The sequence below is a fragment of the Sphingomonas sp. LR55 genome (assembly GCF_036856015.1).
Lineage (GTDB): Bacteria > Pseudomonadota > Alphaproteobacteria > Sphingomonadales > Sphingomonadaceae > Sphingomonas.
In genome coordinates, this window is the sequence record NZ_JASPFO010000001.1 from 53,422 (window position 1) to 77,281 (window position 23,860).

Here is a 23,860-nt window from a genome sequence, read left to right on the forward strand (position 1 = left end):
GAGCCGTTCGTTGCGCTTGACCCTTGCTCTCCTCCTGCTCGCGGCGACGCCGGCCCTTGCCCAGCAACAGCCAGTCGCGCCGGTCGCCGATGGCCCGACCCGCAGCTTCACCGGCAGCGACCTGTTCGGTCTGACGATCGCGGCTGATCCGCAGATCAGCCCGGACGGCAAGACGATCGTCTATGTCCGCCGCACCGGCGACGTGATGACCGACAAGATGCAATCGTCGCTCTGGCTGATCGACGTCGCGAGCGGCCGCCAGACGCCGTTCGCCACCGACGGCAGCAGCCCGCGCTGGTCGCCCGACGGGGCAAGGATCGCCTATGCCGCGCGCGACGGCGAGGGGTCGCAGCTGTTCGTCCGCTGGGTCGGCGGTGCGCAAAGCGCGCGTGACAAGCTTCCCGGGCGATCCGCAAGCGCTCGCCTGGTCGCCGGACGGGACCAAGCTCGCCTATATCGCGACGGTAGCGGGCGAGGGGACCAAGCTCGGCACGCAGCCGCCCAAGCCCGAGGGCGCGAAATGGGCCGAGCCGCTGACGATCATTGACCGCGTCAACTACCGCAACGACGGGCCGGGCTATGTGAAGCCGGGCTATGATCACCTCTTCGTGGTCGGTGCCGACGGCGGCGCGGCGCGCCAACTGACGTACGGCAAGTTCGACGATGGCGGCCCGCTGTCGTGGATGCCAGACGGCCGCAGCATCGTCTTCGCCGCAATCCGGGGGCCGGCGGCCGATCGCCAGGTGATGAACTCCGACGTGATCGCGGTCGATGCGACGAGCGGCACGATGCGAACGCTGACGACGCGCGACGGTCCCGATGCGCAGCCGCGGGTGTCGCCGGACGGCGCGAAGATCGCGTGGCTCGGCTTCGACGACAAACGCCGCAGCTATGAGAACACGCAGCTCTATGTCGGCGACCGCGACGCCGCCTCGCCGCGCTCGCTGACCGCCACGCTCGACCGCGCGATCGACGACGCGGTGTGGTCCGCCGATGGCCGCAGCCTGTATGCAAGCTATGACGACCACGGCCAGCGCCGTGTTGCGCGCATCGGTGTCGACGGTCGCGTCACGCCGTTGATCGACAATGTCGCGGGCGGCGGTCTCGACCGGCCCTATACCGGCGGCGAGTTCTCGGTCTCGAAGGGCGGCACGATCGCCTATACCGGCGGCGATGCGAGCACGCCCGCGGACGTCTGGGTGCTGGCGGGCGGCAAGCCGCGCCGGCTGACGACGCTCAACGCGGTGCTGACCGGATCGAAGGCGCTCGCGCCGGTGCGGAAGATCGCGGTGATTGCGCCCGATGGTCGCCCGATCGACGCATGGCTCGCAACGCCACCGGGCCGCGTGGCAGGGCAGCGCGTGCCGCTGATCCTCGAGATCCACGGCGGTCCGAACGCTGCCTACGGCCCCGGTTTCGCGACCGACATGCAACTCTACGCCGCCGCCGGCTATGCAGTGCTTTGGACCAACCCGCGCGGTTCGACCTCCTATGGCGCCGAGTTCGCCAACCTGATCGACAAGACCTATCCGGCGGCCGATTACGACGACCTGATCGCCTCGGTCGATGCGGCGATCGCGGAGGGCACTGCCGATCCCGACAATCTGTTCGTGACCGGCGGATCCGGCGGCGGGCTGCTGACCGCGTGGATCGTCGGCAAGACCGACCGGTTCAAGGCCGCTGCGACGCAGAAGCCGGTGATCAATTGGATCAGCGAGGCGCTGACGATGGACAACACGCTGTTCACCTCGCGCTACTGGTTCATTAAGCTGCCGTGGGAGGATCCGATGAGCTATTGGAACCGCTCGCCGCTGAGCATCGTCGGCAACGTGAAGACGCCGACGCTGGTGGTGGTCGGGGGCGACGATTACCGGACCCCGGTGAGCGAGTCCGAGCAATATTATGCGGCGCTCCAGATCCGCGGCGTGCCGACCGCGCTGGTGAAGGTGCCAGGCGCGAGCCACGGTGGCCTTGCCGCGCGCCCGTCGCAATCCGCAGCCAAGGCGTCGGCGATCATCGCCTGGTTCGATCGATACCGGAAGCCGGCAGTCGCAACAGCACCGGCACAGGGAGCAGCACAATGACGATACGGTACATGATGCTTGCCGGCGTGGCGCTGGTCTCGACCGCGGCGGTCGCGCAGGTCCAGCCCCTGCGCGTTGCGAAGAAGCCGTTCCAGGTGACGTCGCCCAATGGCGCGCGCGAGGACGATTATTACTGGCTGCGCGACGACACGCGGAAGAACCCCGAGATGCTCGCCTATCTCGCCGCGGAGAACGCCTATGCGGATGCGCAACTCGCGTCGCTGAAGCCGCTCCAGGCCAAGCTCTACGAAGAGACCGTATCGCATATCAAGCAGGACGACAGCTCGGTCCCCTATGCGAAGAACGGCTATTATTACGGATCGCGGTTCCAGACCGGCGCGGATTATCCGATCCTGGAACGCCGCAAGGGCAGCCGCACCGCGCCCGCCGAAACACTGTTCGACGAGCCGGCGATGGCGAAGGGCCACAGCTTCTTCGCGCTCAGCGACTGGGCGGTGAGCCCCGACAACGCCCGCGTCGCCTGGGCCGAGGACACCGTCGGCCGTCGCCAATATGTGCTCAAGGTGAAGAACCTCGCGACCGGCGCGACGATCGCCGACTCCGTTTCGAACATCGAACCCAACGTCGTCTGGGCGGACGACAACAAGACCTTGCTCTACGTCGAAAAGGACCCGGTGACGCTGCGTGGCTACCGCGTGAAGGCGCACGTCCTCGGCTCGCCGGTCGCCAGCGATCGGCTGTTGTACGAGGAGAAGGACGACACCTTCTCGATCGACGTCTCGCGCACGTCCGACGACAAGTTCGTCTGCATCGGCGTGAGCAGCACGGTCAGCGACGAGCAGCGCTGCGCCCCAGCCGCCGCCCCGACGAATTTCACGATCGTCGCGCCGCGCGCGCGAGTTCCGCTACAGGTCGGATCACATCGGCAACCGCTGGATCATCCGCACCAACAGGGACGCGAAGAACTACAAGCTCGTGACTGTCGCCGACGCCGATCTGGCCAAGGGCACGGCGGCGTGGCGCGACCTGACTCCCGCCAGCGACACCGTCTTCATCGAGAGCTTCAAGCCGTTCGACGGGTTCGTCGCGATCGACCAGCGCGAGGGCGGCAACCGGATGATCCGCGTGCTGAACGACGCCGGCAAGTCGACTGCGGTCACTGCCGACGAGCCCGCCTATCGCATGTCGCTCGACGTCAACGAGGAAATCGCAACGCCTTGGGTCCGCTACACCTACGGCTCGCTCGTCACGCCTACCACCACGTATGAGGTCAACGCGAAAACCGGCGAGCGCCGCGTGCTGAAGGTCGCCCCGGTGCCGGGCTACGATCCAGCGAAATACGTCACGGAGCGAGTATGGGCACCGGCGCGGGACGGCACGCGCGTGCCGGTGTCGCTGGTCTATGCCAAGGGCACGAAGCGAGACGGCACCGCGCCGCTCTTCCAATACGCCTATGGCAGCTACGGGATATCGAGCGATCCGGGCGTCGATCCGGGCCGGATCGGGCTGCTCGATCGCGGCGTGGTGTATGCGATCGCGCATATCCGCGGCGGGCAGGAGATGGGGCGCGGCTGGTATGACGACGGGCACCTGCTCAACAAGAAGAACAGCTTCACCGACTTCATCGACGTCACCCGGTATCTCGTCGCGCAGAAATACGCCGCCAAGGACCGCGTCGCGGCGATGGGCGGCAGTGCGGGCGGGCTGTTGATGGGCGGCGTCGCGAACATGGCGCCGCAGGATTACAAGCTCATCATCGCGCAGGTGCCGTTCGTTGATGTCGTCACGACGATGCTCGACGCATCGATCCCGCTGACGACGTTCGAGTATGACGAATGGGGCAACCCCGCGCAGAAGGCGTCGTACGACTACATGCTGAGCTACTCGCCGTACGACAACGTCAAGGCGAAGGCCTATCCGGCGCTCTATGTCGGCACCGGGCTATGGGACAGCCAGGTGCAATATTACGAACCGACCAAATGGGTCGCAAAGCTCCGCGAACTGAAGACCGACTCCAACCCGCTGCTGTTCCGCGTCAACATGGAGGCGGGGCATGGCGGCAAGTCCGGCCGCTTCGAACGCTATCGCCAGAATTCCGAGTGGCAGGCGTTCATGCTGCAACAACTTGGGCTGGCTAAATAACGGCCCGGCACTCGGAGCGGTGCCGGATCGAAACGAGAAGGTGCGCGGATGCTGGTTCGGATTTTCATGGGCGCGAGCTGGGCTGCGGCGGATCGGCAGGAGGATTACGAGTTCGATGCGCTGCCGGCGGTCGGTCACAAGCTCGCGATCGCGTATGACGATGGTTGGGAGGTGGCGACGGTGCGCGACATCGTCCATCGGCTGACCGATCCCGAGGCGGCGGCGGATATCGCGATTCTGGTGTCGGTGCCGGTCGCGAGCGGAAATGCGGCAGATGCGTTGCCGCTGGCCGGGTTGGATGGCGCTTCCGCGAAGACGCCGGGTGTTTCGGTGCCGAAGACGGCGAGTCCTTGGGGATCGTAACGAGGGCTGGGTGCTAGACTATCGATCCTCCCCCGCAAGGGGGAAGGTGGCACCGAAGGTGACGGAGGGGGCGGAACACGCAACCTCGGCGACCCTATCCTCCCCCTCCGTCTGGCAAGTACCAGCCACCTCCCCCTTGCGGGGGGTCGTTGGGTCAGGCGCCGGCTTCGGTCAGGGAGTCCAACTGGTTCTTGGTCAGTTCCAGCGTCATCGCGGGGAGCAGGTCCTCGACCTGCTTCACGCTGGTGGCGCTGGCGATCGGTGCCGTCACGCCGGGCTGTGCGATCAGCCAGGCGAGTGCGACCTGTGCATGGGTGGCACCCGTGGCCTCGACCACCGCATCCATCGCGTCGAGAACGGCCTTGCCCTTGCCCTCGAGCAGTTCGGCCATCCGCCCACCGCGAACGCTCTGGCCGAGATCGTCCTTGGTACGGTATTTGCCGGTCAGGAAGCCCGAGGCGAGACCGTAATAGGGCAGCACGCCGATATTCTCGGTGACGCAGTAATCCTGCAATTCACCTTCGAACTTGGTCCGGCTGACGAGGTTATATTCGGGCTGGAGCACGTGATATCGCGGCAGGTCGGACGTCTTCGCGGCCTCGACAGCGGACTTGAGGCGGGCGGCGTGGAAGTTCGAAGCACCGATGACGCGGACTTTCCCCGCATCGACCAGCTTACCGAACGCTTCGAGGACGGCTTCCTGCGTTTGCGAGTCGTCGTCCTGGTGTGCGTAATACAGATCGATGCGATCGGTGCCGAGGCGCTTGAGCGAGGCTTCGGCGGCCGCGGCAATGCGCGCGGGGGCAAGCTTTTCGCCACCTTCGCCTGGGAGCATGCCGACCTTGGTCGCGATCAGCACGTCGTCGCGCTTGCCGCTGGCCTTCAGCCATTCGCCGATCATCGCCTCGGACTCGCCGCCCTTGTGACCGTCGACCCACGCCGAATAGACGTCCGCGGTATCGATCATCGTACCGCCGCCGGCGACGAACGCGTCGAGCACCGCAAAGCTCGCGGCGCGGTCGGCGGTCCAGCCGAACACGTTGCCGCCGAGGACGAGGGGGCGATCCTGAGATCGGTCGAGCCGAGGCGGCGAAGGGTCATCGAGTCTGATCGCTTTGATTCGAGGATAGTTCGGGATTCGAGGGTAGTTCTGTATCGCCAGGAGCGGCGGCGACCGCGTTCAGATCGACGCTGTTGGCATCGAGCATCGCGGCGGCTTCGTTCAACTGATGCGCTTCGTCGGCGGTGACGGCGCCGGATTCGCTGGCCGGTGAGCAGGCTGCCAACGAAGAAATAGCGAACAGCGCCCCCACCATCACACCGTCATGCCAGCGAAAGCTGGTATCTCTCCGTGCCGGTCGTCGTGACCCGAACCGGAAGATCCCAGCGTTCGCTGGGATGACGGGGAGGTGGGGGCGCCTTGGCAAGGCTTAGTCCTTGATCGCGTTGCCGGCGCGGGTCAGCGCGTTGCCGGTGGCGTCGGCGGCGCGGTCGGCACCGTTGGCGATCGACGCACCTGCGCGGTCTGCGCCGGCTTCGATCCGGTCACCGGCGCGATCGGCCTTCACATCGAGATTGTCGGTGGCGTTGTCGAGCTTCGCACCGGCGTTGTCGAGCGAGCGCTCTGCCGAACCCAGCGCGCGATCGCTGGCTGCGCTGACGTCGTCGACCGCGTTGGCGGTGGTGGCGCTGGCGTCTGCGGCGATCGCGTTGGCGGCCTGTGCGGTCTGGTCCTGCGCGTTGTTGCTGCAAGCGGCGAGACCGGCGGTGAGCGCCAGGGCGGGGATGAGGAACTTCTTCATAGGTATCTACTCCCGTGGATGTCGTCTTGTGGACCGGGGAATCCCCAGCCCATAGCGCAATCGAACGCGGAGAAAGCGTTTCCGATCCGTCACGATCGCGCGCGATGCGATAAGTCGCAGAGACCTATGGCGGAAATGGAAGATGCGCACGCCTGCGTTGACCTCATATAAAGAAATCTTTATATGAACTTTCATGACGATGGCGCTCGAAATCTTCCGTGCACTGGCGGACGCGACCCGGTTGCGGATCCTTGCGCTGTTGCGGCGAATGGAGCTGTCGGTCGGCGAACTCGCGCAGGTACTTGGGCAGAGCCAACCGCGCGTCTCGCGGCATGTGAAGATCCTGTGCGATGCCGGGCTTGCGGAACGTCGCAAGGAGGGCAGCTGGGTGTTCGTCGCGCTCGGGGCGCCGGACGTGGTCGAGCCGGTTGCAGGCGCGCTCGATACCTGGGCGAAGACCGAGCCGGATCATTGGGCAGTGGCGGACGCGGCGCGGCTCGCGGCGGTGCGCGCGGATCGGGCGGCATCGGCAGCGGCGTGGTTCGAGGGGCATGCCGACGAGTGGGACGCGATCCGGTCGTTGCATGTCGCCGATAGCGAGGTCGAGGCGGCAATGTCCGCGGTGCTCGGTGACGCTCCGGTGGGGACGCTGATCGATATCGGTACGGGCACCGGGCGGATGCTCGAGCTGTTCGGCGGGCAGGCTACGGTCGCGCTCGGGATCGATCGCAGTTCGGAGATGCTGCGGCTGGCGCGCGCCAAGCTGCACGACATGACGCACGCCGAACTGCGTCAGGCTGATTTGTACGCGTTGCCGATGGCCGATGCGGCGGCGGACGTCGCGATCCTGCATCACGTGCTCCATTTCGCGCAACAGCCCGGGGCTGCAGTGAGCGAAGCGGCGCGCGTGTTGGCGCCGGGCGGCCGGTTGCTGATCGCCGACTTCGCGAGCCACGACCGCGAGGAGCTGCGGGTGCGCGATGCGCATACGCGTCTCGGCTTTGCGGACGAGCAGATGGCGGCGTGGTTCGACGCGGCGGGCTTGCAGACGGCGCGCGTGGAGACGCTCGAGGGCGGTGAGTTGACGGTGAAATTATGGCTCGGTCGAAAGATCGGCGCGAGCTTGCGTGAGGTGAAGGCGGCATGACGAACATTTCGATCCCCCAACTGGCAGAAGCGCGCCGCGCGCTCGAAGAACCGCTGTTCGCGGACCTCGCGGGTGATGTCGGCTTAAGCTTCGAGTTCTTCCCTCCGAAGAGCGAGAAAATGGAGACGCAGCTCTGGGAGGCGATTCGGACGCTGGAGCCGCTCGCGCCCGATTTCGTGTCGGTGACGTATGGCGCGGGCGGGTCCACGCGCGAGCGGACGCATGCGACGGTGGCGCGGATCCAGCGCGAGACGTCGATGAACGCCGCCGCGCATCTGACCTGCGTCGAGGCGACTAGGGCCGAGATCGACCAAGTGGCCGAGGAATATTGGGCGGCGGGCGTGCGGCACATCGTCGCGCTGCGTGGCGACATGCCCACCTTGGGCCAGCCGTATCAGGCGCATCCGGGCGGATATGAGAACGCGGCGGCTTTGGTTGCTGGGTTGCGGAAGCTGCATCCGTTCGAGATCTCGGTCGCGGCGTATCCCGAATGCCATCCGGAATCGGGCGGTCACGACGCCGACATCGACAATCTGAAGCGCAAGATCGATGCCGGTGCGACCCGGGCGATTACGCAGTTCTTCTTCTCGCCAGAAGCGTATTTCCGGTTCCGCGACCGGGTCGCAGCCGCCGGGATCACTGCGCAGATCCTTCCGGGAATTCTGCCGGTCTCGAACGTCGCGCAGACGCGGAAATTCGCGGGGCTGTGTGGGGCCGAGATCCCGGCGTGGATGGACCGGTTGTTCGAAGGGCTCGACGATCATCCCTCGGCACGGCAGCTGGTGGCGGCGACGATCGCGGCCGAGATGTGCCGGCGGCTTTATGCAGGGGGTGTGAAGGACTTCCACTTCTACACGCTCAACCGCGCGGAGCTGGCGTATGCGATCTGCCACATGCTCGGCGTGCGTGCGAAGCCGGTCGACAAGGTCGCCGCGGCGTAATTCCCCTCCCGCCTGCGGGAGGGTTAGGGAGGGGCTGGCCCAACCCGACCGTCTCGTTTGCGGCACTTCCCTCCCCGACCCCTCCCGCCAGCGGGAGGGGAGGAGATTGACGATGACACCACGTGAACGTTTCAACGCGGAAGCCGCCAAGCGCATCCTGATCACCGACGGCGCGTTCGGCACCGAGATCCAGAACTGGAAGCTCGACGAGGCGGCTTACGCAGGGTCGCTCGGCTTGTCGCACGACCAGAAGGGCAACAACGACATCCTGGCGATCACCAAGCCGGACGTCCCCGAAACGATCACGCGCGAATATCTCGAGGCGGGGTCTGACATCGTCTCGACCAACACGTTCAGCGCAAACGTCATCTCGCAGGCCGACTACGGCGCAGAGCATCTGGTGCGCGAGATCAACGTCGAGTCCGCCAGGATCGCTCGCGCGCTCGCCAACGAATACGAGGCCAAGGACGGCCGTCCGCGCTTCGTCGCCGGCGCGATCGGGCCGACCAACAAGACGCTGTCGCTGTCGCCCGACGTCAACGATCCCGGCTTTCGCGAGATCGACTTCGATTATCTGAAGGGCGTGTACCGCGAACAGATCGACGCGCTGCTCGAAGGCGGCGAGGGGGTCGGTGTCGACTTCATCCTGATCGAGACGGTGTTCGATACGCTCAACGCCAAGGCCGGGATCATGGCGGCGATCGAGGCGGGCGACGCGCTCGGGCGTGACGTGCCGATCATGATGTCGATGACGTTGACCGATCTCTCGGGGCGCAACCTGTCGGGGCATACGGTCGAAGCGTTCTGGCATGCGGTGCGGCATGCCAAGCCGATCACGATCGGGCTGAACTGCTCGTTCGGCGCGGAGCAGCTGCGGCCGCATGTGAAGACGTTGAGCGCGATCGCGGATACGCTGATCATGGTCTATCCGAACGCGGGGCTCCCGAACGAACTCGGCGAATATGACGAGCAGCCGGAGACGACGGCGGGGCTGGTTGGCGAGTGGGCGGTGGCGAAACAGGTCAACGTGCTCGGCGGCTGCTGTGGCTCGACGCCGGCGCATATCAAGGCGATGGCCGACGGCGTGCGCGGGCTCGAACCGCGTGCGGTTGCGCGGCCTGAAGTGCGGACCAAACTCGCCGGCCTAGAACCGTTCACGATGGCGGCGTAAATCCTCCCCGGCACGGGGAGGGGGACCGCGCCTGAAAGGCGTGGTGGAGGGGCTCTCCACCAAGCGTAACGTTCGTGGAGAGCCCCTCCACCGCTCTGCGAGCGGTCCCCCTCCCCGTACCGGGGAGGAATTGGAAAACCGATGACCACGACTTCCTCCTCTTCCTTCGTCAACATCGGCGAACGCACCAACGTCACCGGCTCGGCGCGCTTCAAGAAGCTGATCATGGCGGGCGATTATCCCGCCGCGGTCGAGGTCGCGCGCCAGCAGGTCGAGAGCGGCGCGCAGGTGCTCGACGTCAACATGGACGAGGGGCTGCTCGACGCGCATCACGCCATGACGACGTTCCTGAAACTGATCGCCGCCGAACCCGACATCGCGCGCATCCCGTTCATGGTCGACAGTTCGAAATGGAGCGTGATCGAGGCAGGCCTGAAGTGCGTCAGCGGCAAGCCGATCGTCAATTCGATCAGCATGAAGGAGGGCGAAGAGCAGTTCCTGGCGCAGGCCCGCAAGTGCATGGCGTACGGTGCGGCGGTGGTCGTGATGGCGTTCGACGAGGTCGGCCAGGCGGACACCAAGGACCGGAAAGTCGAGATCTGCGAGCGCGCGTACAAGCTGCTCGTCGGGATCGGCTTCCCGCCCGAGGACATCATCTTCGATCCCAACGTCTTCGCGGTCGCGACGGGAATTGAGGAGCACAACAACTACGGCGTCGACTTCATCGAGGCGTGCAAGGAGATCAAGGCGCGCTGCCCGCACGTCCATATCTCGGGCGGGCTGTCGAACTTCAGCTTCTCGTTCCGCGGCAACGAACCGGTGCGCCGGGCGATGCACAGCGTCTTCCTGTATTACGCGATCCCCGCGGGCATGGACATGGCGATCGTCAACGCCGGCCAGCTCGACATCTATGACGACATCGATCCCGAACTGCGCAAGGCGGTCGAGGACGTCGTGCTCAACACCGATCCCGAGGCTGGCGATCGGCTGGTCGCGCTCGCCGAACGCTATCGCGGCACTGACGTGGTCGCCGAGAAGGCGGCGGCGGAATGGCGCTCGCTGGGTGTCAACAAGCGGCTCGAATATGCGCTGGTCAAGGGCATCGACCTCCACGTCGTCGAGGATACCGAGGAAGCGCGGCAGATCATCGAGACCAATGGCGGCCGCCCGATCGAGGTCATCGAAGGTCCGCTGATGGACGGCATGAACGTCGTCGGCGACCTGTTCGGATCGGGCAAGATGTTCCTGCCGCAGGTCGTGAAGTCGGCGCGCGTGATGAAGAAGGCGGTCGCGCATCTGCTGCCGTATATCGAGGCGGCCAAGGAGCCCGGCGCGCGGCAAGGGCAAGATCATCATGGCGACCGTCAAGGGCGACGTGCATGATATCGGCAAGAACATCGTCGGCGTGGTGTTGCAGTGCAACGGCTTCGATGTGGTCGATCTGGGCGTGATGGTGCCGTGGTCGAAGATCCTCGAGGCCGCGAACGAGAACGATGCGGACATGATCGGGCTGTCGGGGCTGATCACGCCGTCGCTTGACGAGATGGTGACGGTCGCCGAGGAGATGAAGCGCGCGGGCATGACGATGCCGCTGCTGATCGGCGGTGCGACGACGTCGAAGGTGCATACCGCGCTCAGGATCGCGCCGGCGTATGATGGCCCGGTGGTGCATGTGCTCGACGCGAGCCGCGCGGTGGGTGTGGCGTCGACCTTGGTGTCGGACACGATCCGCGACGAGTTCGTAACGAAGACCGCGGACGAATACGAAGCGGTGCGGATCTCGCGCGCGAACAAGGGGCAGAGCGAGTTGCTGCCGCTGGAAACCGCCCGCGCGCGCGTTCGTGGCGGATTTCGCGATGAAGCCGCCTGCGCCGGTGAAGCCGGGCGTGCATGTGTTTGCGGATTGGGACCTGTCCGACCTGCGCGACTATATCGACTGGACGCCGTTCTTCCGTGCGTGGGAGCTGGCGGGGAATTTCCCGGCGATCCTGACCGACGAGGTCGTCGGCGAGAGCGCGAGTTCGCTCTATGCGGATGCACAGGCGATGCTCGATACGATCGTCGCGGAGAAGTGGCTGACCCCACGCGGCGTCGCAGGGCTGTGGCCGGCACGCCGCGTGGGGGATGACGTGGTCGTCACTGCTTCCCCCTCCCGCAAGCGGGAGGGGCCGGGGGTGGGCACGCGCTCACCTCCCCCGGCACGCCCGAGGATGGCGCGAGCCCACCCCCAACCCCCTCCCGCAAGCGGGCGGGGGGAAGACGTAAGGCTCCCCATGCTCCGCCAGCAGATCGCCAAGCGGGAAGGCCGCGCCAACATGTGTCTCGCCGATTTCGTCGACACGCAGGACGACTGGTTCGGCGGCTTCGCGGTCGGCATCCACGGGATCGACGATCACATCGCCCGCTTCAAGGCGGACAACGACGATTACAACGACATCCTCTTGAAAGCGCTCGCCGACCGCTTCGCCGAAGCCTTCGCCGAACGCCTCCACAAGCACGTCCGCACCGATCTTTGGGGCTACGCGCCCGACGAACAACTCACCAACGACGCGATGATCAAGGAACAGTATCGCGGCATCCGCCCCGCACCCGGCTATCCCGCCTGCCCGGATCACAGCCTCAAGCCGATCCTGTTCGACCTGCTCGACGCCCCGACCGCGACCGGGCTCGAACTGACCGAGAGCTTCGCGATGTTCCCGACCGCCGCCGTCTCCGGCTTCTATTTCGGCCACCCGCAGGCCGAGTATTTCGGCGTCGCCCGCGTCGGCCGCGACCAGCTCGAAGACTATGCCGCACGCCGTGGCGCGGACCTCAAGACCGCCGAACGCTGGCTTCGTCCTAACCTCGACTAAGGTCCGGGCTCGCGCGCGGAACAACCGCCGCGAGCCCGCGCTTATTATGGGTCGACATGCGGAGACCCGATGACCGTTCCCCAGTATCTCTCGATCGCCACGCTGTTCGGGATGATGGCGCTCTTCATGTGGGGCAGGTTCCGCTACGACGTCACCGCGATCCTCGCGTTGCTCGCCAGCATCGCGCTGGGCATTGTCAGCCCGAAGGACGCGTTCAAGGGCTTCTCCGACGACATCGTCATCATCGTCGGCTCGGCGCTGGTGATCTCGGCGGCGGTGCAGCGCTCGGGAATCATTGAACGCGCGCTCGCCAAGTTCGCCAGCCGCGTGACCCGCGTCCGGTCGCAATTACTGCTGCTGACCGCGTCGGTCGGGTTCGCGTCGGCACTGGTCAAGAACATCGGCGCGCTGGCGATGCTGATGCCCGCAGCATTCCAGATGGCGAAGAAGAACGACACCTCGCCCTCGGTCTTCCTGATGCCGATGGCGTCCGCTTCGCTGCTCGGCGGGCTGATCACGCTGGTCGGCACCTCGCCGAACATCATCGTCAGCCGCGTCCGCGAACAGATGACCGGGCACCCGTTCGGGATGTTCGACTACGCGCCGGTCGGACTCGGCCTGACGCTGATGGGGCTGATCTATCTCCGCTTCGCCTACCGGCTGCTGCCGCGCGATCGCCGTGCCGCGCCGACGATGGGCGAGGCGCTCGACATCAAAGGCTATGTGACCGAGGCGATGATCCCCGAGGCCTCGCCCGTGGTCGACGAGACGGTCGATGCATTTCTCGACCGCCACGACCGCGAGGTGACGATCACCCGCATCCTGCGCGCCGGGATGCGCAGCGCGCCGCACGACCACACACATCTGCGCGCGGGCGATACGCTGATCCTCGAGGGCGATCCCGATGCGCTCGAACGGGTGATCGCGCGCGATCGGCTGAAGCTGGAAGGCGAGGACCGGGAGAAGGCGGACGAGGATGACGACGACGAGGTCGGCGTGATCGAGGCGGTGATCGGCCTCGGCTCGGCGCTGGTCGGCAAGACCGCGGCGCGGTTCGCGTTGCAGGCGCGCTACGGCGTCAACCTGATCGCGATCTCGCGGCAGGGCGAGCATCTCTCGCGCCGTCTCGCCAACACCGAACTCCGCGCCGGCGACGTGCTGGTGCTGCAGGGGCCGCTTGAGCAACTGCCGAGCAAACTGCGTGATCTCGGCTGTCTGCCGTTGGCGCAGCGCGAGATGCGGCTTGGCGTGTCGAAGCGGAGCTGGTTGCCGATCGCCATCCTCGCGGTGGCGATGAGTGCGACCGCGCTGGGGTTCGTGCCGGTGGCGGTCGCGTTCTTCGCCGCGGCGGGGCTGATCATGGCGACCGGCGTGTTGCCGGTGCGCGAGGCGTATGATCATGTCGAATGGCCGATCCTGATCATGCTCGGCGCGCTGATACCGGTCAGCGACTCGTTGCGCACGACCGGCGCGTCGGAGGTGATCGCGACCTGGCTGTCGTCGACCGCGGCGACCTTGCCGCCCTGGGGCGCGGTCGCGCTGATCCTGGCGGCGGCGATGGCGGTGACGCCGTTTCTCAACAATGCCGCGACCGTGCTGGTGATGGCACCGATCGCCGCGACCTTCGCGGGCGATCTGGGGTTCCGGCCCGAGGCGTTCCTGATGGCGACGGCGGTCGGGGCGGGGTGCGATTTCCTCACGCCGATCGGGCACCAATGCAACACGCTGGTGATGGGGCCGGGTGGGTACAGGTTCGGCGATTATGCGCGGCTGGGCGCGCCGCTGTCGTTGCTGGTGCTACTGATCGGCACCCCGCTGATCGTTGCGGTCTGGCCGATGCACTAGGCAAGCCTCGAATCCTCCCCCGCCAGGGGGAGGTGGCTGGCTTTTGCCAGACGGAGGGGGAGGAAAGAGCCACCCCTGTTTGGTGTCCTCCCCGTCCGTCGCCTAACGGCGCCACCTCCCCCTGGCGGGGGAGGATTGAGAGGGATTAAGCACCTGCTTCGGCCGGTTTGCCCTCGCGAACATCACCCGGCAGACCGGTGATCGTCTTCACTTCCATGAAGTCGGTCAGGCCATAGCGCCCGTTCTCGCGACCATTGCCCGATTGCTTGTACCCCCGAACGGCGCGCCGATGTCGGGGCTCCACGAGTTGATCGTGACCAGCCCAGCGCGCAACCTCGGCGCGACCTTCGCCGCCGCCGCCGGATCGCCTGAGATCGTCGCCGACAGCCCGTATTCCGTCGCGTTGGCGATGCGGATGCCTTCGTCCTGATCGCTGTACGACGTAATCGTAGCGACCGGCCCGAACGTCTCCTCCTGCGCGATCCGCATGTCGGGGCGGACATCGGTGAACAGGGTTGGCTGGATATAGAAGCCGGCGTTGCGCCCGTCCGGACGACCCACGCCGCCCGTCACCAGCGTCGCGCCTTCGTCGATTGCGGACTGGATCAGCCCCTGGATCTTATCGAACTGCGCCTTGTTGACGACCGGGCCGATGTGCTGGCCCATCTCGGCGGGATCGCCGACCTTGGTCTGCTCCATCATCGACTTCACGATCGCGGTCGCCTCCGCGACCTGGCTAGCATGCACCAGCAGGCGCGTCGGCGCGATGCAGCTCTGTCCTGAATTGGCGAGCACGCCAGCCACGGTTGGCGGCAGGACGGCCGCTAGATCGGAGCCCTCCAGCACTAGGTTCGCCGCCTTGCCGCCAAGCTCCTGATGCACCCGCTTCACGGTCGGTGCCGCGGCCAATGCGACTGCAATCCCGGCCCGCGTCGAGCCTGTAAAGCTCACCATGTCGACCTCGCGGTGCGCGCACAGCGCCGCGCCGACACCCGGCCCGTCGCCGTTGACGAGGTTGAACACCCCCGCCGGCACGCCCGCCGCATCCATGATCTCCGCCAGGATCACCGCGCACGACGGCGCCTCCTCGGACGGCTTCAGGATCATCGTGTCGCCCGCCGCCAGCGCAGGCGCGACCTTCGCGCAGATCTGGTTCAGCGGCCAGTTCCACGGCGTGATCATCGCGACGACGCCAAGCGGCTCGTGCACGACGGTCGCCTTGCCGATGACTTCGGAGAATTCGAACGCCGCCAGCGCCTTCGCGGTCGCCGAGAAATGCGCGAGGCCGGTGGGCGCCTGCGCCATCGACGCGAGCGCCATCGGTGCGCCCATCTCCTGCGACATCGCCTTCGCCAGATCGGGCATCCGCGCCTTGTATTCGGTCATGATCCGGCCAAGCACGTCGAGCCGTTCCTGCACGCTCGTCTGGCTCCAGCTTTCGAACGCGGACCGAGCCGCGGCCACGGCCTTGTCGACGTCGGCGGCGGTGCCGAGCGTGATCTCGGTGCACGGCTGTTCCGTCGACGGGTCGATCACCTGATAGACGGTGCCGCCCTCGCTCTCGACCCACGCGCCATCGATATACTGCTTCAAATAGCTTTTCATCGTGCCTCTCCGCATCTTGTCTCGCCAAGGAATGGGCTCGCCGGAGATCGGTTGCAACCCGAAACGCATGCCGTAGGTTGACCGGGAAATTCATCAGGAGGCCGGCATGGCGAGAGTGGCATTCATCGAGAAGATCGGCGGTCCCGAGGTCATCCAGTGGCGTGACGTCGAACTGCCGCCTCCGGCCAAGGGCGAGGTCTGGATGCGCAACACGGCGGTCGGCCTGAACTATATCGACACCTACCACCGCAGCGGCGTGTACCCGGTCGACCTGCCCTCGGGACTTGGCAGCGAGGCGGCGGGCGTGGTGATGGCGGTCGGCGAGGGCGTCACCGACTTCGCGCCCGGCGACCGTGTCGGCACCTTCGGCCCGTCGCGCGGCGCCTATGCAACCGAGCGCAACGTGTCGGCGAACCAACTGTTCAAGCTTCCCGACACGCTCGACGACCGTACCGCGGCGGCGATCCTGCTCAAGGGCACCACCGCCGAGTTCCTGGTCGAGCGCTGCGCCAAGGTGCAGGCGGGCCAGACCGTCCTCGTCCACGCGGCCGCGGGGGGCGTCGGCCACATCCTCGTCGGCTGGCTCAAGGCGATCGGCGCCACCGTCATCGCCAGCGTCGGCAGCGAGGACAAGGCGGCGCGTACCCGCAAAGCCGGCGCCGACCACGTCATCCTCCACAAGTCCGAGGACATCGCCGCGCGGGTCCGCGAGATCACCGACGGCAAGGGTGTGCCCATCATCCTCGACGGCGTCGGCGGCGCGACCTGGAACGCCTCGCTCGACAGTGCGGCGAAACGTGGCCTGATCGTCAGCTACGGCAATGCGGGGGGCGTGGTCGAGGGCGTCAACATCGGCATCCTCGCGCGGAAAGGGTCGCTGTTCGTGACCCGGCCGACTCTGTTCGATTATTATGTTACGCCCGAGGAGAGGCAGACCGGCATCGCCCGCCTGTTCGCGATGCTCGACAGCGGCGCGATCACGCCCGAGATCGGCCAGACCTTCGCGCTCGAAGACGCGGCCGATGCGCATCGCGCGGTCGAGAGCGGGAGTACCTGGGGGAGCACGCTGCTGCTGCCGTAAGGCCTGTGATCGACTGGCTGATTGAGCGATAGCGAGACGGTGACCGATACGTTAACTGCCGCCTAACGCATTGTACGTACGTCGAACATATGGTTCGTTCTCACAATTCCGCGGTGGCGATCTGCATCGCCGCACAGGGGATCGCAGTCGTCATCGGCTTCGCGGTACTGGTGGCCTGGCCGCCGCGGCATGGCGAATATCTGCTCGTACCGGTCGGCGCGAACGCGGTCGCGAGCCTGTTGCCGACCGCGGTCGCGGGCCATGCCCTGCTGATCGGTGCCGGGCCGTTGCCGAACAGCTACATCGTCAGGGGCGATCGTGCGCAATTGGCGGGGCTTATGATGGCACATGGCGTGGTGCTGCTCGGGGCGTCGGGCGCAGCCTGCGGCGAGACGGCGGTCGCGATATGAACCCCACCGACCTCCAGATCTTCCGCGCGCGGCATCGCCATCGTCGCGATTGCGGGCTGGGTCTGTACGCTATGGCTTGGCATGATGGGCCTGTGGCTCGATGCCGACGGGCTCGTGCCCGTGCTGGTCGTCGCTGTGCTGGTCAATCTAGCGCCGACGCTGATGGCGGTGCGGCGGCGTCATGACCCGGTTGCGCGACTGGTCTCCGGCACGCCCGCCGCGGTGTATCCGGCGCTCGGCGTGTATCTGCTGCAGGGGCATGCCTGGCAGATGGATGCGCACATGTATTTCTTCGTCGCGCTCGCCGCCCTCGTGGTGCTCTGCGACTGGCGGCCGATCGCGCTCGCGGCGGGCCTGATCGCGGTGCATCATCTGGTGCTGGAGACGGCGGCACCCGGGTGGGTGTTCACGGGCTCGGGCAATATCGGCCGCGTCGTCATTCATGCCGCCGCGGTGGGGTTGCAGCTCGCGGTGCTGGGTTATGTCACCGCCCGTCTGCGCAGCCTGATGATCCGCCAGGAGACTGCACGCTGCGAGAGCGAGACGCTCGCGAACGAGGCGATCGACAGCCGCAACCGGATGGAGGAGGCGATCACCGGGATGCGCGCGGCCGAGGCACGCGAGGCGCGCGAACGCCAGCGTCGGCTGGAGATCGAGCGCGAACTCGCCGCGCAGCGTGCCGCCGAGATGCTGGCGTTGGCGGAGGCGTTCCAGGCGTCGGTGGCCGATATCGTCGATTCGGTCGGGTCGGCGTCGTCCCGGCTCGACGGATCGGCGCGCGCGCTGAACGAACTCGCGCAGGTCGCCACCCGCCAGACCGAAGCGAGCGCCGCCGCGGCTACGCAGTCGTCGGAGAGCGCGGGGCGGTTGTCGGCACAGATCCATGCGCTGACCCAGTCGGTGACGTCGATCGCAAGCGTGGCCGAACAGCAGGTCCAGCTCGGGACCGAGGCGCGTACCGCATCGACGCTCAGCCACACGGCGATGATCGCGCTCGTCGAACGGACGCAGACGATCGGCAGCTTTGCCAACTCCATTCAACAGATTGCCGCCAAGACCAACCTGCTCGCGCTGAACGCGACGATCGAGGCGGCGCGCGCGGGCGATGCCGGCAACGGGTTCAAGGTAGTCGCGAGCGAGGTCAAGCAGCTGGCCGGGCAGGCGACCGGCGCATCGAGCGAGATCCGTGCGCTGGCTGGCTCCGCGGAGCAGGGGGCGGGGGTCGCCAACGATGCGCTCGGCCGGATCGCGACGATGATCGGCCACCTCGCGACCGCCGCGGACACGATCCAGGCGGAGGTGCGGCATCACCACCAGACCGCGGCGTCGATCGAGCGCACCGCGGACAGCACCGCGGCGGGGATCGACAGCATGGCGGACGAGATGCTTGGGATCGCGCGGGTCGCAGGCGCGACCGCGGGGCTGTCCGACATGGTCGCGCGCGCCGCAACCGGGCTGCTGGATACCGCGCGCCAGCTCCGCGCGGCGACCGATCGCTTCGTGATCCAGCTCAAGGCCGCGTAGCGCCCGGTTTGCGTGGGGGCGAAAGCGCGGTAGGGCGGGGGCCTATCCAAGTGATCCTGGCGGCGAGACGACGATGAGCCTGAACCTGTTGCTGGTCGAGGACGATGCGGTGTTCGCGCAGGCGATGGCGGAGGAACTGCGCGGGCTCGATCACCGCGTCACGGTCGCGGTCGATGGCCGCGAGGCGCTGGCGGCGGTCGACAGCGCGCCGTTCGATGCGGTGGTACTCGACCGGATGCTGCCCAAGGTCGACGGCATGTCGGTGCTCGCGCGGCTGCGCGGCGGCAATATGACGGTGCCGGTGATCATGCTCACCGCGCTCGGCCGGTCGGTCGAGAAGGTCGAAGGGCTCGAGGCCGGGGCGGACGATTACGTCGTCAAGCCGGTCGCCGCCGCCGAACTCAGCGCGAGGCTGGCCGCGATCGTCCGCGGACGCGGCTGGACCGGCGGTAGCGCCGACACGATCCGCGCAGGCGACATCGTCGTCAGCCCGACCAAGTTCCGCGCATGGCGCGACGGCATCGCGCTCGACCTAGGCAAGCTCGAGTTCAAGCTGCTCGCCGAGTTCGTCGCCAATGCCGACGCGGTGCTGACGCGGGCGATGCTGGTCGAGCGCGTCTGGGGCTACGACTTCGCGCCGACCACCAACATCGTCGACGTCTATGTCCGCCACCTCCGCGTCAAGCTGACCGCGGCGGGCGGCGAGGACCCGATCGTGACGGTGCGCGGCGTCGGTTACATGCTGCGCGGCTGATGCGGTTCCGGTCGCTTCGCACGCTGACCGGGGCCTTCCTGCTGGCGTTCCTGGTCGCGACGATCGGGACCGGGGTCGCGATCCACAGTATCACGCTGCAGACGATCGAGCGGTTGGTCGATCGCCGCATCCTGGTCGTCAGCGACGCGATTGCCGGCGTGCCGGGCGAGCGGCGACCGGCCGACGTCTTTCACCGGATCGATGCGGCGATGCGCGAGCGCGACACTGGCGATATCGGTTTGTTGCTGGTCGATGCGAACGGCCGTCGGCTCCGCGGCAACATCACCCTGTCGCGCCGCCTGCCGCTGGGCTTCTCGACGATCGCGCGGGACGACCGGATCGCCGGTTTGTCTGCCGGGCGCGCGCTGGTCCGCACCCTTGATGGCGGTATGACGCTGACCACGGTCGCCGAGACCGAGCCGTTCGACGACTACAACGCCGCGCGCACGCGGATCTACCTGATCGGGTTCGGCTCGATCGTGCTGATCGTGATTGGTGGCATGGTGTTCTTCGTCGTCACGATCGGCCGGCGGATCGGTGAGACGCGGCGCACGGTCGAGGCGATCATCGACGGCGACATGACGCGACGTGTGCCGATTCATCCATCGGGCGGTGAGTTCGCGAATCAGGCGATGGCGTTCAACCGGATGCTCGACCGAGATCTCGGACTTGATGGCGAGCATCAGCAACGTCTCGAACGACATCGCGCACGATCTGCGCACGCCGCTCGCGCGGCTGCGCAGCCAGCTTGCGCTGACTGTACGCCGGGCCGAGACGGCCGCGCAGCGCGAGGATCTCGAAGCCGCAATCGCGATGAGCGACGAGCTGCTCGCGATGTTCGCGGCAATGCTGCGGATCGCCGAGGTCGAGGGGGCGATCGTCGCGCCGCGTTCGCGTCGTTCGATCTCGCCGACTTGGTTCGGGAGGTCGGCGACATGATACAGCCGGTCGTGGTGGATAGCGGTCGGCAGCTCGACATCGTCGTGAAGGAACCGACCCAGATCGTCGGTGATCGCCAGTTGCTGGGTCAGGCGATGGTCAACCTGATCGAGAACGCGATCCGCCATACGCCCACCGGCACGCGGATCGAGATCGGCGTCGTCTCGACCGATGTCGCAACGATGCTGACGGTGACCGACGATGGCCCGGGCATCCCGGCCGACCAGCGCAAACTGGCGCTTCGCCGGTTCGGGCGTCTGGACATCAGCCGTCACGATGTCGGGCATGGCCTGGGCCTCGCGCTGATCGATGCGATCGTTCGCCTGCACCGGGGGACGTTGTCGCTCGAGGACGCAGGACCTGGGTTACGCGTAGTGCTCACGCTGTCGCGAGACTGAGCCAACAAGTAATCCTCCCCCGCGAGGGGGAGGTGGCAGGCGGAGCCTGACGGAGGGGGCGGGGGCGACACCCTATGTTTGGTATCCTCCCCCTCCGTCGCCTTCGGCGCCGCCTCCCCTTGCGGGGGAGGATCGTGAGGTCAGAACTTGACCGAGGCTTCCATTCCGTAGGTGCGCGGCGCGTTGAAGTTGCCGTAGTCGCCCAGCACGTTGTTGACGCTGCCCGATGTGAGGTTGGTCGTCGGGGCGCCCGGCAGGCTGTTCGACGGATCGCGGCGGAACACATACTGCTTGTCGAACAGGTTGCGGACCCAGGCCGAGATCGTAACCGCGTTGCTGCCGGCGACGTGGATGTTCGCCAGTGCCAGACGCGCGTTGGCGATGAACGCCGGATCGTTCTTGGTCGCGAACTGGTCGAAGGTCTGCGTGGCCTGCGAGTAGTTGCCGTCGAGGTGGAACTTCAGGTCCATGTCGCGGATCGGCATCGTGTAGTCGATCGACCCGTTGGCGGCGTTGCGCGGCGTGAACACGATGTAGAAGTTCTGGTACACGCCGGTCGACGCGATCAGCACCGGCGGGATCTTCGTGTAGGTGTACGCATAGCCTGCGGTCAGCGTCAGCCCGTCGACCGGCTGCACCGTCAGATCGGCCTCGATCCCGCGGATCTTGGTAATCCCCGGCGCATTGATCGTCACGAGGTTGTTAAAGCTGCCCGACGCGGTCGTCTGGATCGAGCTGATGTCGACCTGGCTGTTCTTGCGATCCATGATGTAGCCGGCGAGGTTCAGGCGCGCGCGGTGGTTCCAGAAATCGGTCTTCGCGCCGATCTCGTACGACTTCACGTCCTCCGGGTTGAACGTCTGGTAGTTCGAGGTGCGCGAGCTGGCACCGCCGGCGCGATAGCCGGTCGCGTATTTGGCGTAGACATGGACCGTGTCACTGGCGTCATAGGCGAGCGTCGCCATCGGATTGAACCGGTTCCAGGTGGCGTCGAGCGGCTTGTAGCCGGCCGCCGTCAGCTGCGCCGCGGTTGCCGTGTCGTAGTTTAGGTTGCGCGAATAATGCAGCACGCCCTGCTTTTCGTCGCGCGTGTAACGGCCACCGGCGGTCAGGTGGACGCGATCGGTCGCGTTCCAGGTGACCTGGCCGTAGCCGGCATAGCTCTTCGAATGCACTTCCGAGGCACGATCGATCGATCGACAGCCCACGAGCGAGCCGAACCCGCCCGACCCGGTGCAGGGATCGAGCACTGAGATCGTCGTCAGCGCAGAATTAAACGCCAGCGAGTTCGGCGTCGCCGCGTCGTCGCTGATATGTTCGTTGAAGTAATAGAGCCCGGCGACGTAATCGAACTGGCCGACCGTGCCGACCGCCTGGAATTCCTGGCTGAACTGATTCTGGTGGAGGTCGGCGAGGCTGTAGCGGCTGAAGTTGCACGCGGTACCGGTGCAGCCTGCGGCGACGACGGGGACGCGGTGATAGCCGCCACTGTTGTCATACTGGGTCGCGTTCACGCCGCGCCACGCGGTGATCGAGCGGAGTTCGATCTCGGGTGCGACGTCCCAGCGGATGTTCGAGGTGAAGCCGTGCGTCTTGTCGACGCTCGGCTGCTGCGGAACGCCGATGTCGGCGACCTTCGCGCGGCTGGTGCCGTTGACTACGACCTGGCTCGGGAGCGGCTTCACGGTGCCGGTAAGCGTGGTGTAGTTGGTGCCGGGGAGGGTGCAGGCAGACGATGCCGATTGCGCCCCCGCCTTGCAGCCGTTCGGGTTCACGTTGAGCAGCTGGCTGTAGAACGGGCTGTTCGAGTCATAGCCGTTGTCGTAGCTGAAATCGGCGGTCATGCCCGAGATCGGGCGAACGCGTGCGGTCGCCTTGAAGCCGCGGCGATGATAATAGTTGAAGCCGGTCTGGCCCTCGAGCGGGTTCTTGGTGGTCGCATCCTGATGCTGGATGACGCCGTCGAGCTTCAGCGACACGCCGTAGGTTTCCGGCAGGTCGAGATGCAGCGTACCGTTGTAGCTGCCGTAGTTCGCGATCCCGCCGGTCGCGCTGCCGCCCCATTTGCCGCTCGGGCCCTTGGTGACGATGCTGAGCGCGCCGCCTTCGGTGTTGCGACCGAACAGCGTGCCCTGCGGGCCCTTGAGCACTTCGATCCGGTCGACGTCGAACAGCGCTGCGTTCAGGCCGTGCTGGCGACCGAGATAGACGCCGTCGATATAGACGCCGACGCCCTGCTCGCGGGCGGGCTGGTTGGCGTCGAGCGGCACGATGCCGCGGATGCCGATCGTCAGCGCGGACTGGCGCGCTTCGAAGGTCGCGACGCGCAACGACGGCACGGCGCCGTCGGCGAGGTCGTACAGGCTCTGGACGTGACGATCCGTCAGCGCCTGGCTGCTCAGGACATTGATCGCGATCGGCGTCTTCTGAAGGTTCGTCTCGCGCTTGGTCGCGGTGACGACGATCTCGCCAAGACCGGTCTGGTCCGCAGGGTCGGCGGTCACGGGGGCGGCAGGATCGACGGGCACGGGATCGGCGGCGGCGACGGTCGCCGTATCCTTGGTGGCAGTCGGCGTGGCGGCAGCGGCGAAGGCGGGCGACGCGATCGCGACCGTCAGGGCGGCGCCGGCCAGCAGCCGCAAGCGCAGGCTTGCTGAATTCAACATCGAGGAGTTCCCTTTTTCGGCAGTGTTTGCCTTGAAGGGCGCGATAGGCGGCGGTCGTGGCACGTCCGTTACGATTATAAGAATCGCGTGTCCGACGTTTTTAATGTTGGCTTAATGCGCGCCGCAACCGTCGCGCGAGATGACGGGGCTGTCATGTTCCTGTCACGCACGCGTA

General features: G+C 66.6%; 16 protein-coding genes and 5 pseudogenes. 16 read left to right on the forward strand and 5 right to left on the reverse strand.

The genetic code is table 11. The features are described 5' to 3' along the window. The first annotated feature begins 10 nt into the window (after positions 1-10). From QP181_RS00275 to QP181_RS00290, 4 genes and pseudogenes are all read left to right on the forward strand, one after another. Positions 11-2,084, forward strand: a pseudogene (locus QP181_RS00275) (prolyl oligopeptidase family serine peptidase). Between the two features lie 14 nt (positions 2,085-2,098). Then, positions 2,099-2,878, forward strand: a pseudogene (locus QP181_RS00280) (S9 family peptidase); the annotation flags it as partial. A gap of 106 nt (positions 2,879-2,984) precedes the next feature. Then, entirely contained in the window at positions 2,985-4,187 is a 1,203-nt protein-coding gene (locus QP181_RS00285; RefSeq protein WP_333929519.1) for a prolyl oligopeptidase family serine peptidase, read from the forward strand. A gap of 48 nt (positions 4,188-4,235) precedes the next feature. Then, entirely contained in the window at positions 4,236-4,550 is a 315-nt protein-coding gene (locus tag QP181_RS00290) for a hypothetical protein (RefSeq protein WP_333927192.1), read from the forward strand. 154 nt (positions 4,551-4,704) lie between these two features. Here QP181_RS00290 and QP181_RS00295 read toward each other — a convergent pair. From QP181_RS00295 to QP181_RS00305, 3 genes and pseudogenes are all read right to left on the reverse strand, one after another. Further along, positions 4,705-5,651, reverse strand: a pseudogene (locus QP181_RS00295) (aldo/keto reductase). Beyond that, positions 5,648-5,866, reverse strand: a complete 219-nt coding sequence (locus QP181_RS00300) for a hypothetical protein (RefSeq protein ID WP_333927193.1) — start codon at positions 5,864-5,866, stop codon at positions 5,648-5,650. Before QP181_RS00300 ends, QP181_RS00295 begins: the two are co-directional and overlap by 4 nt. A 114-nt stretch (positions 5,867-5,980) precedes the next feature. Beyond that, a complete protein-coding gene (locus QP181_RS00305; RefSeq protein WP_333927194.1) occupies positions 5,981-6,352 on the reverse strand; it encodes a hypothetical protein in 372 nt (123 codons plus the stop codon). Between the two features lie 193 nt (positions 6,353-6,545). On the opposite strand from QP181_RS00305, the gene QP181_RS00310 reads away from it, so the two are divergent. The 7 genes and pseudogenes from QP181_RS00310 to QP181_RS00340 all read left to right on the forward strand — a co-directional run bounded on the left by QP181_RS00310 (position 6,546) and on the right by QP181_RS00340 (position 14,308). Continuing rightward, a complete protein-coding gene (locus QP181_RS00310; RefSeq protein WP_333927195.1) occupies positions 6,546-7,499 on the forward strand; it encodes an ArsR/SmtB family transcription factor in 954 nt (317 codons plus the stop codon). Beyond that, positions 7,496-8,440, forward strand: a complete 945-nt coding sequence (gene metF / locus QP181_RS00315; RefSeq protein ID WP_333927196.1) for a methylenetetrahydrofolate reductase — start codon at positions 7,496-7,498, stop codon at positions 8,438-8,440. Before QP181_RS00310 ends, metF begins: the two co-directional genes overlap by 4 nt. Before the next feature lie 112 nt (positions 8,441-8,552). Beyond that, entirely contained in the window at positions 8,553-9,611 is a 1,059-nt protein-coding gene (locus QP181_RS00320; RefSeq protein WP_132739389.1) for a homocysteine S-methyltransferase family protein, read from the forward strand. Positions 9,612-9,752: 141 nt separating this feature from the next. Continuing rightward, positions 9,753-10,994: a dihydropteroate synthase gene (locus QP181_RS00325; RefSeq protein WP_333927197.1), complete on the forward strand. Its 1,242-nt coding sequence runs from the start codon at positions 9,753-9,755 to the stop codon at positions 10,992-10,994. Next, positions 10,966-11,181: pseudogene (locus QP181_RS00330) on the forward strand (cobalamin-dependent protein); the annotation flags it as partial. The gene QP181_RS00325 and the pseudogene QP181_RS00330, both read left to right, overlap by 29 nt. A 286-nt stretch (positions 11,182-11,467) precedes the next feature. Beyond that, positions 11,468-12,463, forward strand: a complete 996-nt coding sequence (locus tag QP181_RS00335) for a vitamin B12 dependent-methionine synthase activation domain-containing protein (protein ID WP_333927199.1) — start codon at positions 11,468-11,470, stop codon at positions 12,461-12,463. Between the two features lie 69 nt (positions 12,464-12,532). Continuing rightward, positions 12,533-14,308: an SLC13 family permease gene (locus tag QP181_RS00340; protein ID WP_333927201.1), complete on the forward strand. Its 1,776-nt coding sequence runs from the start codon at positions 12,533-12,535 to the stop codon at positions 14,306-14,308. A gap of 145 nt (positions 14,309-14,453) precedes the next feature. Here QP181_RS00340 and QP181_RS00345 read toward each other — a convergent pair. Then, positions 14,454-15,913: pseudogene (locus QP181_RS00345) on the reverse strand (aldehyde dehydrogenase family protein). A 106-nt stretch (positions 15,914-16,019) separates the two neighbouring features. Between QP181_RS00345 and QP181_RS00350 the strand changes: the two are divergent. The 5 genes from QP181_RS00350 (at position 16,020) to QP181_RS19835 (ending at position 21,019) form a co-directional block, all read left to right on the forward strand. Then, positions 16,020-16,994: a quinone oxidoreductase family protein gene (locus QP181_RS00350; RefSeq protein WP_333927202.1), complete on the forward strand. Its 975-nt coding sequence runs from the start codon at positions 16,020-16,022 to the stop codon at positions 16,992-16,994. An 89-nt stretch (positions 16,995-17,083) separates the two neighbouring features. Then, complete coding sequence (locus QP181_RS00355) at positions 17,084-17,404, forward strand: hypothetical protein (RefSeq protein WP_333927203.1); 321 nt, start codon at positions 17,084-17,086, stop codon at positions 17,402-17,404. 84 nt (positions 17,405-17,488) lie between these two features. Next, positions 17,489-18,928 (forward strand): methyl-accepting chemotaxis protein, encoded by a 1,440-nt coding sequence (locus QP181_RS00360; RefSeq protein WP_333927204.1) that lies wholly within the window; start codon positions 17,489-17,491, stop codon positions 18,926-18,928. Between the two features lie 73 nt (positions 18,929-19,001). After that, positions 19,002-19,682 carry a response regulator transcription factor gene (locus tag QP181_RS00365; protein WP_207894165.1) on the forward strand — a complete coding sequence of 227 codons (681 nt, stop codon included), beginning with the start codon at positions 19,002-19,004 and terminating at the stop codon, positions 19,680-19,682. Further along, the gene (locus QP181_RS19835; protein WP_443027496.1) at positions 19,682-21,019 is read left to right on the forward strand and encodes a HAMP domain-containing sensor histidine kinase; all 1,338 of its coding nucleotides are present in this window, start codon (positions 19,682-19,684) and stop codon (positions 21,017-21,019) included. Before QP181_RS00365 ends, QP181_RS19835 begins: the two co-directional genes overlap by 1 nt. Positions 21,020-21,159: 140 nt before the next feature. Here QP181_RS19835 and QP181_RS00385 read toward each other — a convergent pair whose 3' ends face one another. Then, positions 21,160-23,685, reverse strand: a complete 2,526-nt coding sequence (locus QP181_RS00385; protein WP_333927208.1) for a TonB-dependent receptor — start codon at positions 23,683-23,685, stop codon at positions 21,160-21,162. Between the last annotated feature and the right edge of the window lie 175 nt (positions 23,686-23,860).

Coding starts and splice junctions, on each gene's coding strand:
- QP181_RS00290 (WP_333927192.1), top strand. CDS start 4,236: ATGCTGGTTCGGATTTTCATGGGCGCGAGCTGGGCTGCGGCGGATCGG.
- QP181_RS00300 (WP_333927193.1), bottom strand. CDS start 5,866: ATGGTGGGGGCGCTGTTCGCTATTTCTTCGTTGGCAGCCTGCTCACCG.
- QP181_RS00305 (WP_333927194.1), bottom strand. CDS start 6,352: ATGAAGAAGTTCCTCATCCCCGCCCTGGCGCTCACCGCCGGTCTCGCC.
- QP181_RS00310 (WP_333927195.1), top strand. CDS start 6,546: ATGACGATGGCGCTCGAAATCTTCCGTGCACTGGCGGACGCGACCCGG.
- metF (WP_333927196.1), top strand. CDS start 7,496: ATGACGAACATTTCGATCCCCCAACTGGCAGAAGCGCGCCGCGCGCTC.
- QP181_RS00320 (WP_132739389.1), top strand. CDS start 8,553: ATGACACCACGTGAACGTTTCAACGCGGAAGCCGCCAAGCGCATCCTG.
- QP181_RS00325 (WP_333927197.1), top strand. CDS start 9,753: ATGACCACGACTTCCTCCTCTTCCTTCGTCAACATCGGCGAACGCACC.
- QP181_RS00335 (WP_333927199.1), top strand. CDS start 11,468: ATGAAGCCGCCTGCGCCGGTGAAGCCGGGCGTGCATGTGTTTGCGGAT.
- QP181_RS00340 (WP_333927201.1), top strand. CDS start 12,533: ATGACCGTTCCCCAGTATCTCTCGATCGCCACGCTGTTCGGGATGATG.
- QP181_RS00350 (WP_333927202.1), top strand. CDS start 16,020: ATGGCGAGAGTGGCATTCATCGAGAAGATCGGCGGTCCCGAGGTCATC.
- QP181_RS00355 (WP_333927203.1), top strand. CDS start 17,084: ATGGTTCGTTCTCACAATTCCGCGGTGGCGATCTGCATCGCCGCACAG.
- QP181_RS00360 (WP_333927204.1), top strand. CDS start 17,489: ATGGGCCTGTGGCTCGATGCCGACGGGCTCGTGCCCGTGCTGGTCGTC.
- QP181_RS00365 (WP_207894165.1), top strand. CDS start 19,002: ATGAGCCTGAACCTGTTGCTGGTCGAGGACGATGCGGTGTTCGCGCAG.
- QP181_RS19835 (WP_443027496.1), top strand. CDS start 19,682: ATGCGGTTCCGGTCGCTTCGCACGCTGACCGGGGCCTTCCTGCTGGCG.
- QP181_RS00385 (WP_333927208.1), bottom strand. CDS start 23,685: ATGTTGAATTCAGCAAGCCTGCGCTTGCGGCTGCTGGCCGGCGCCGCC.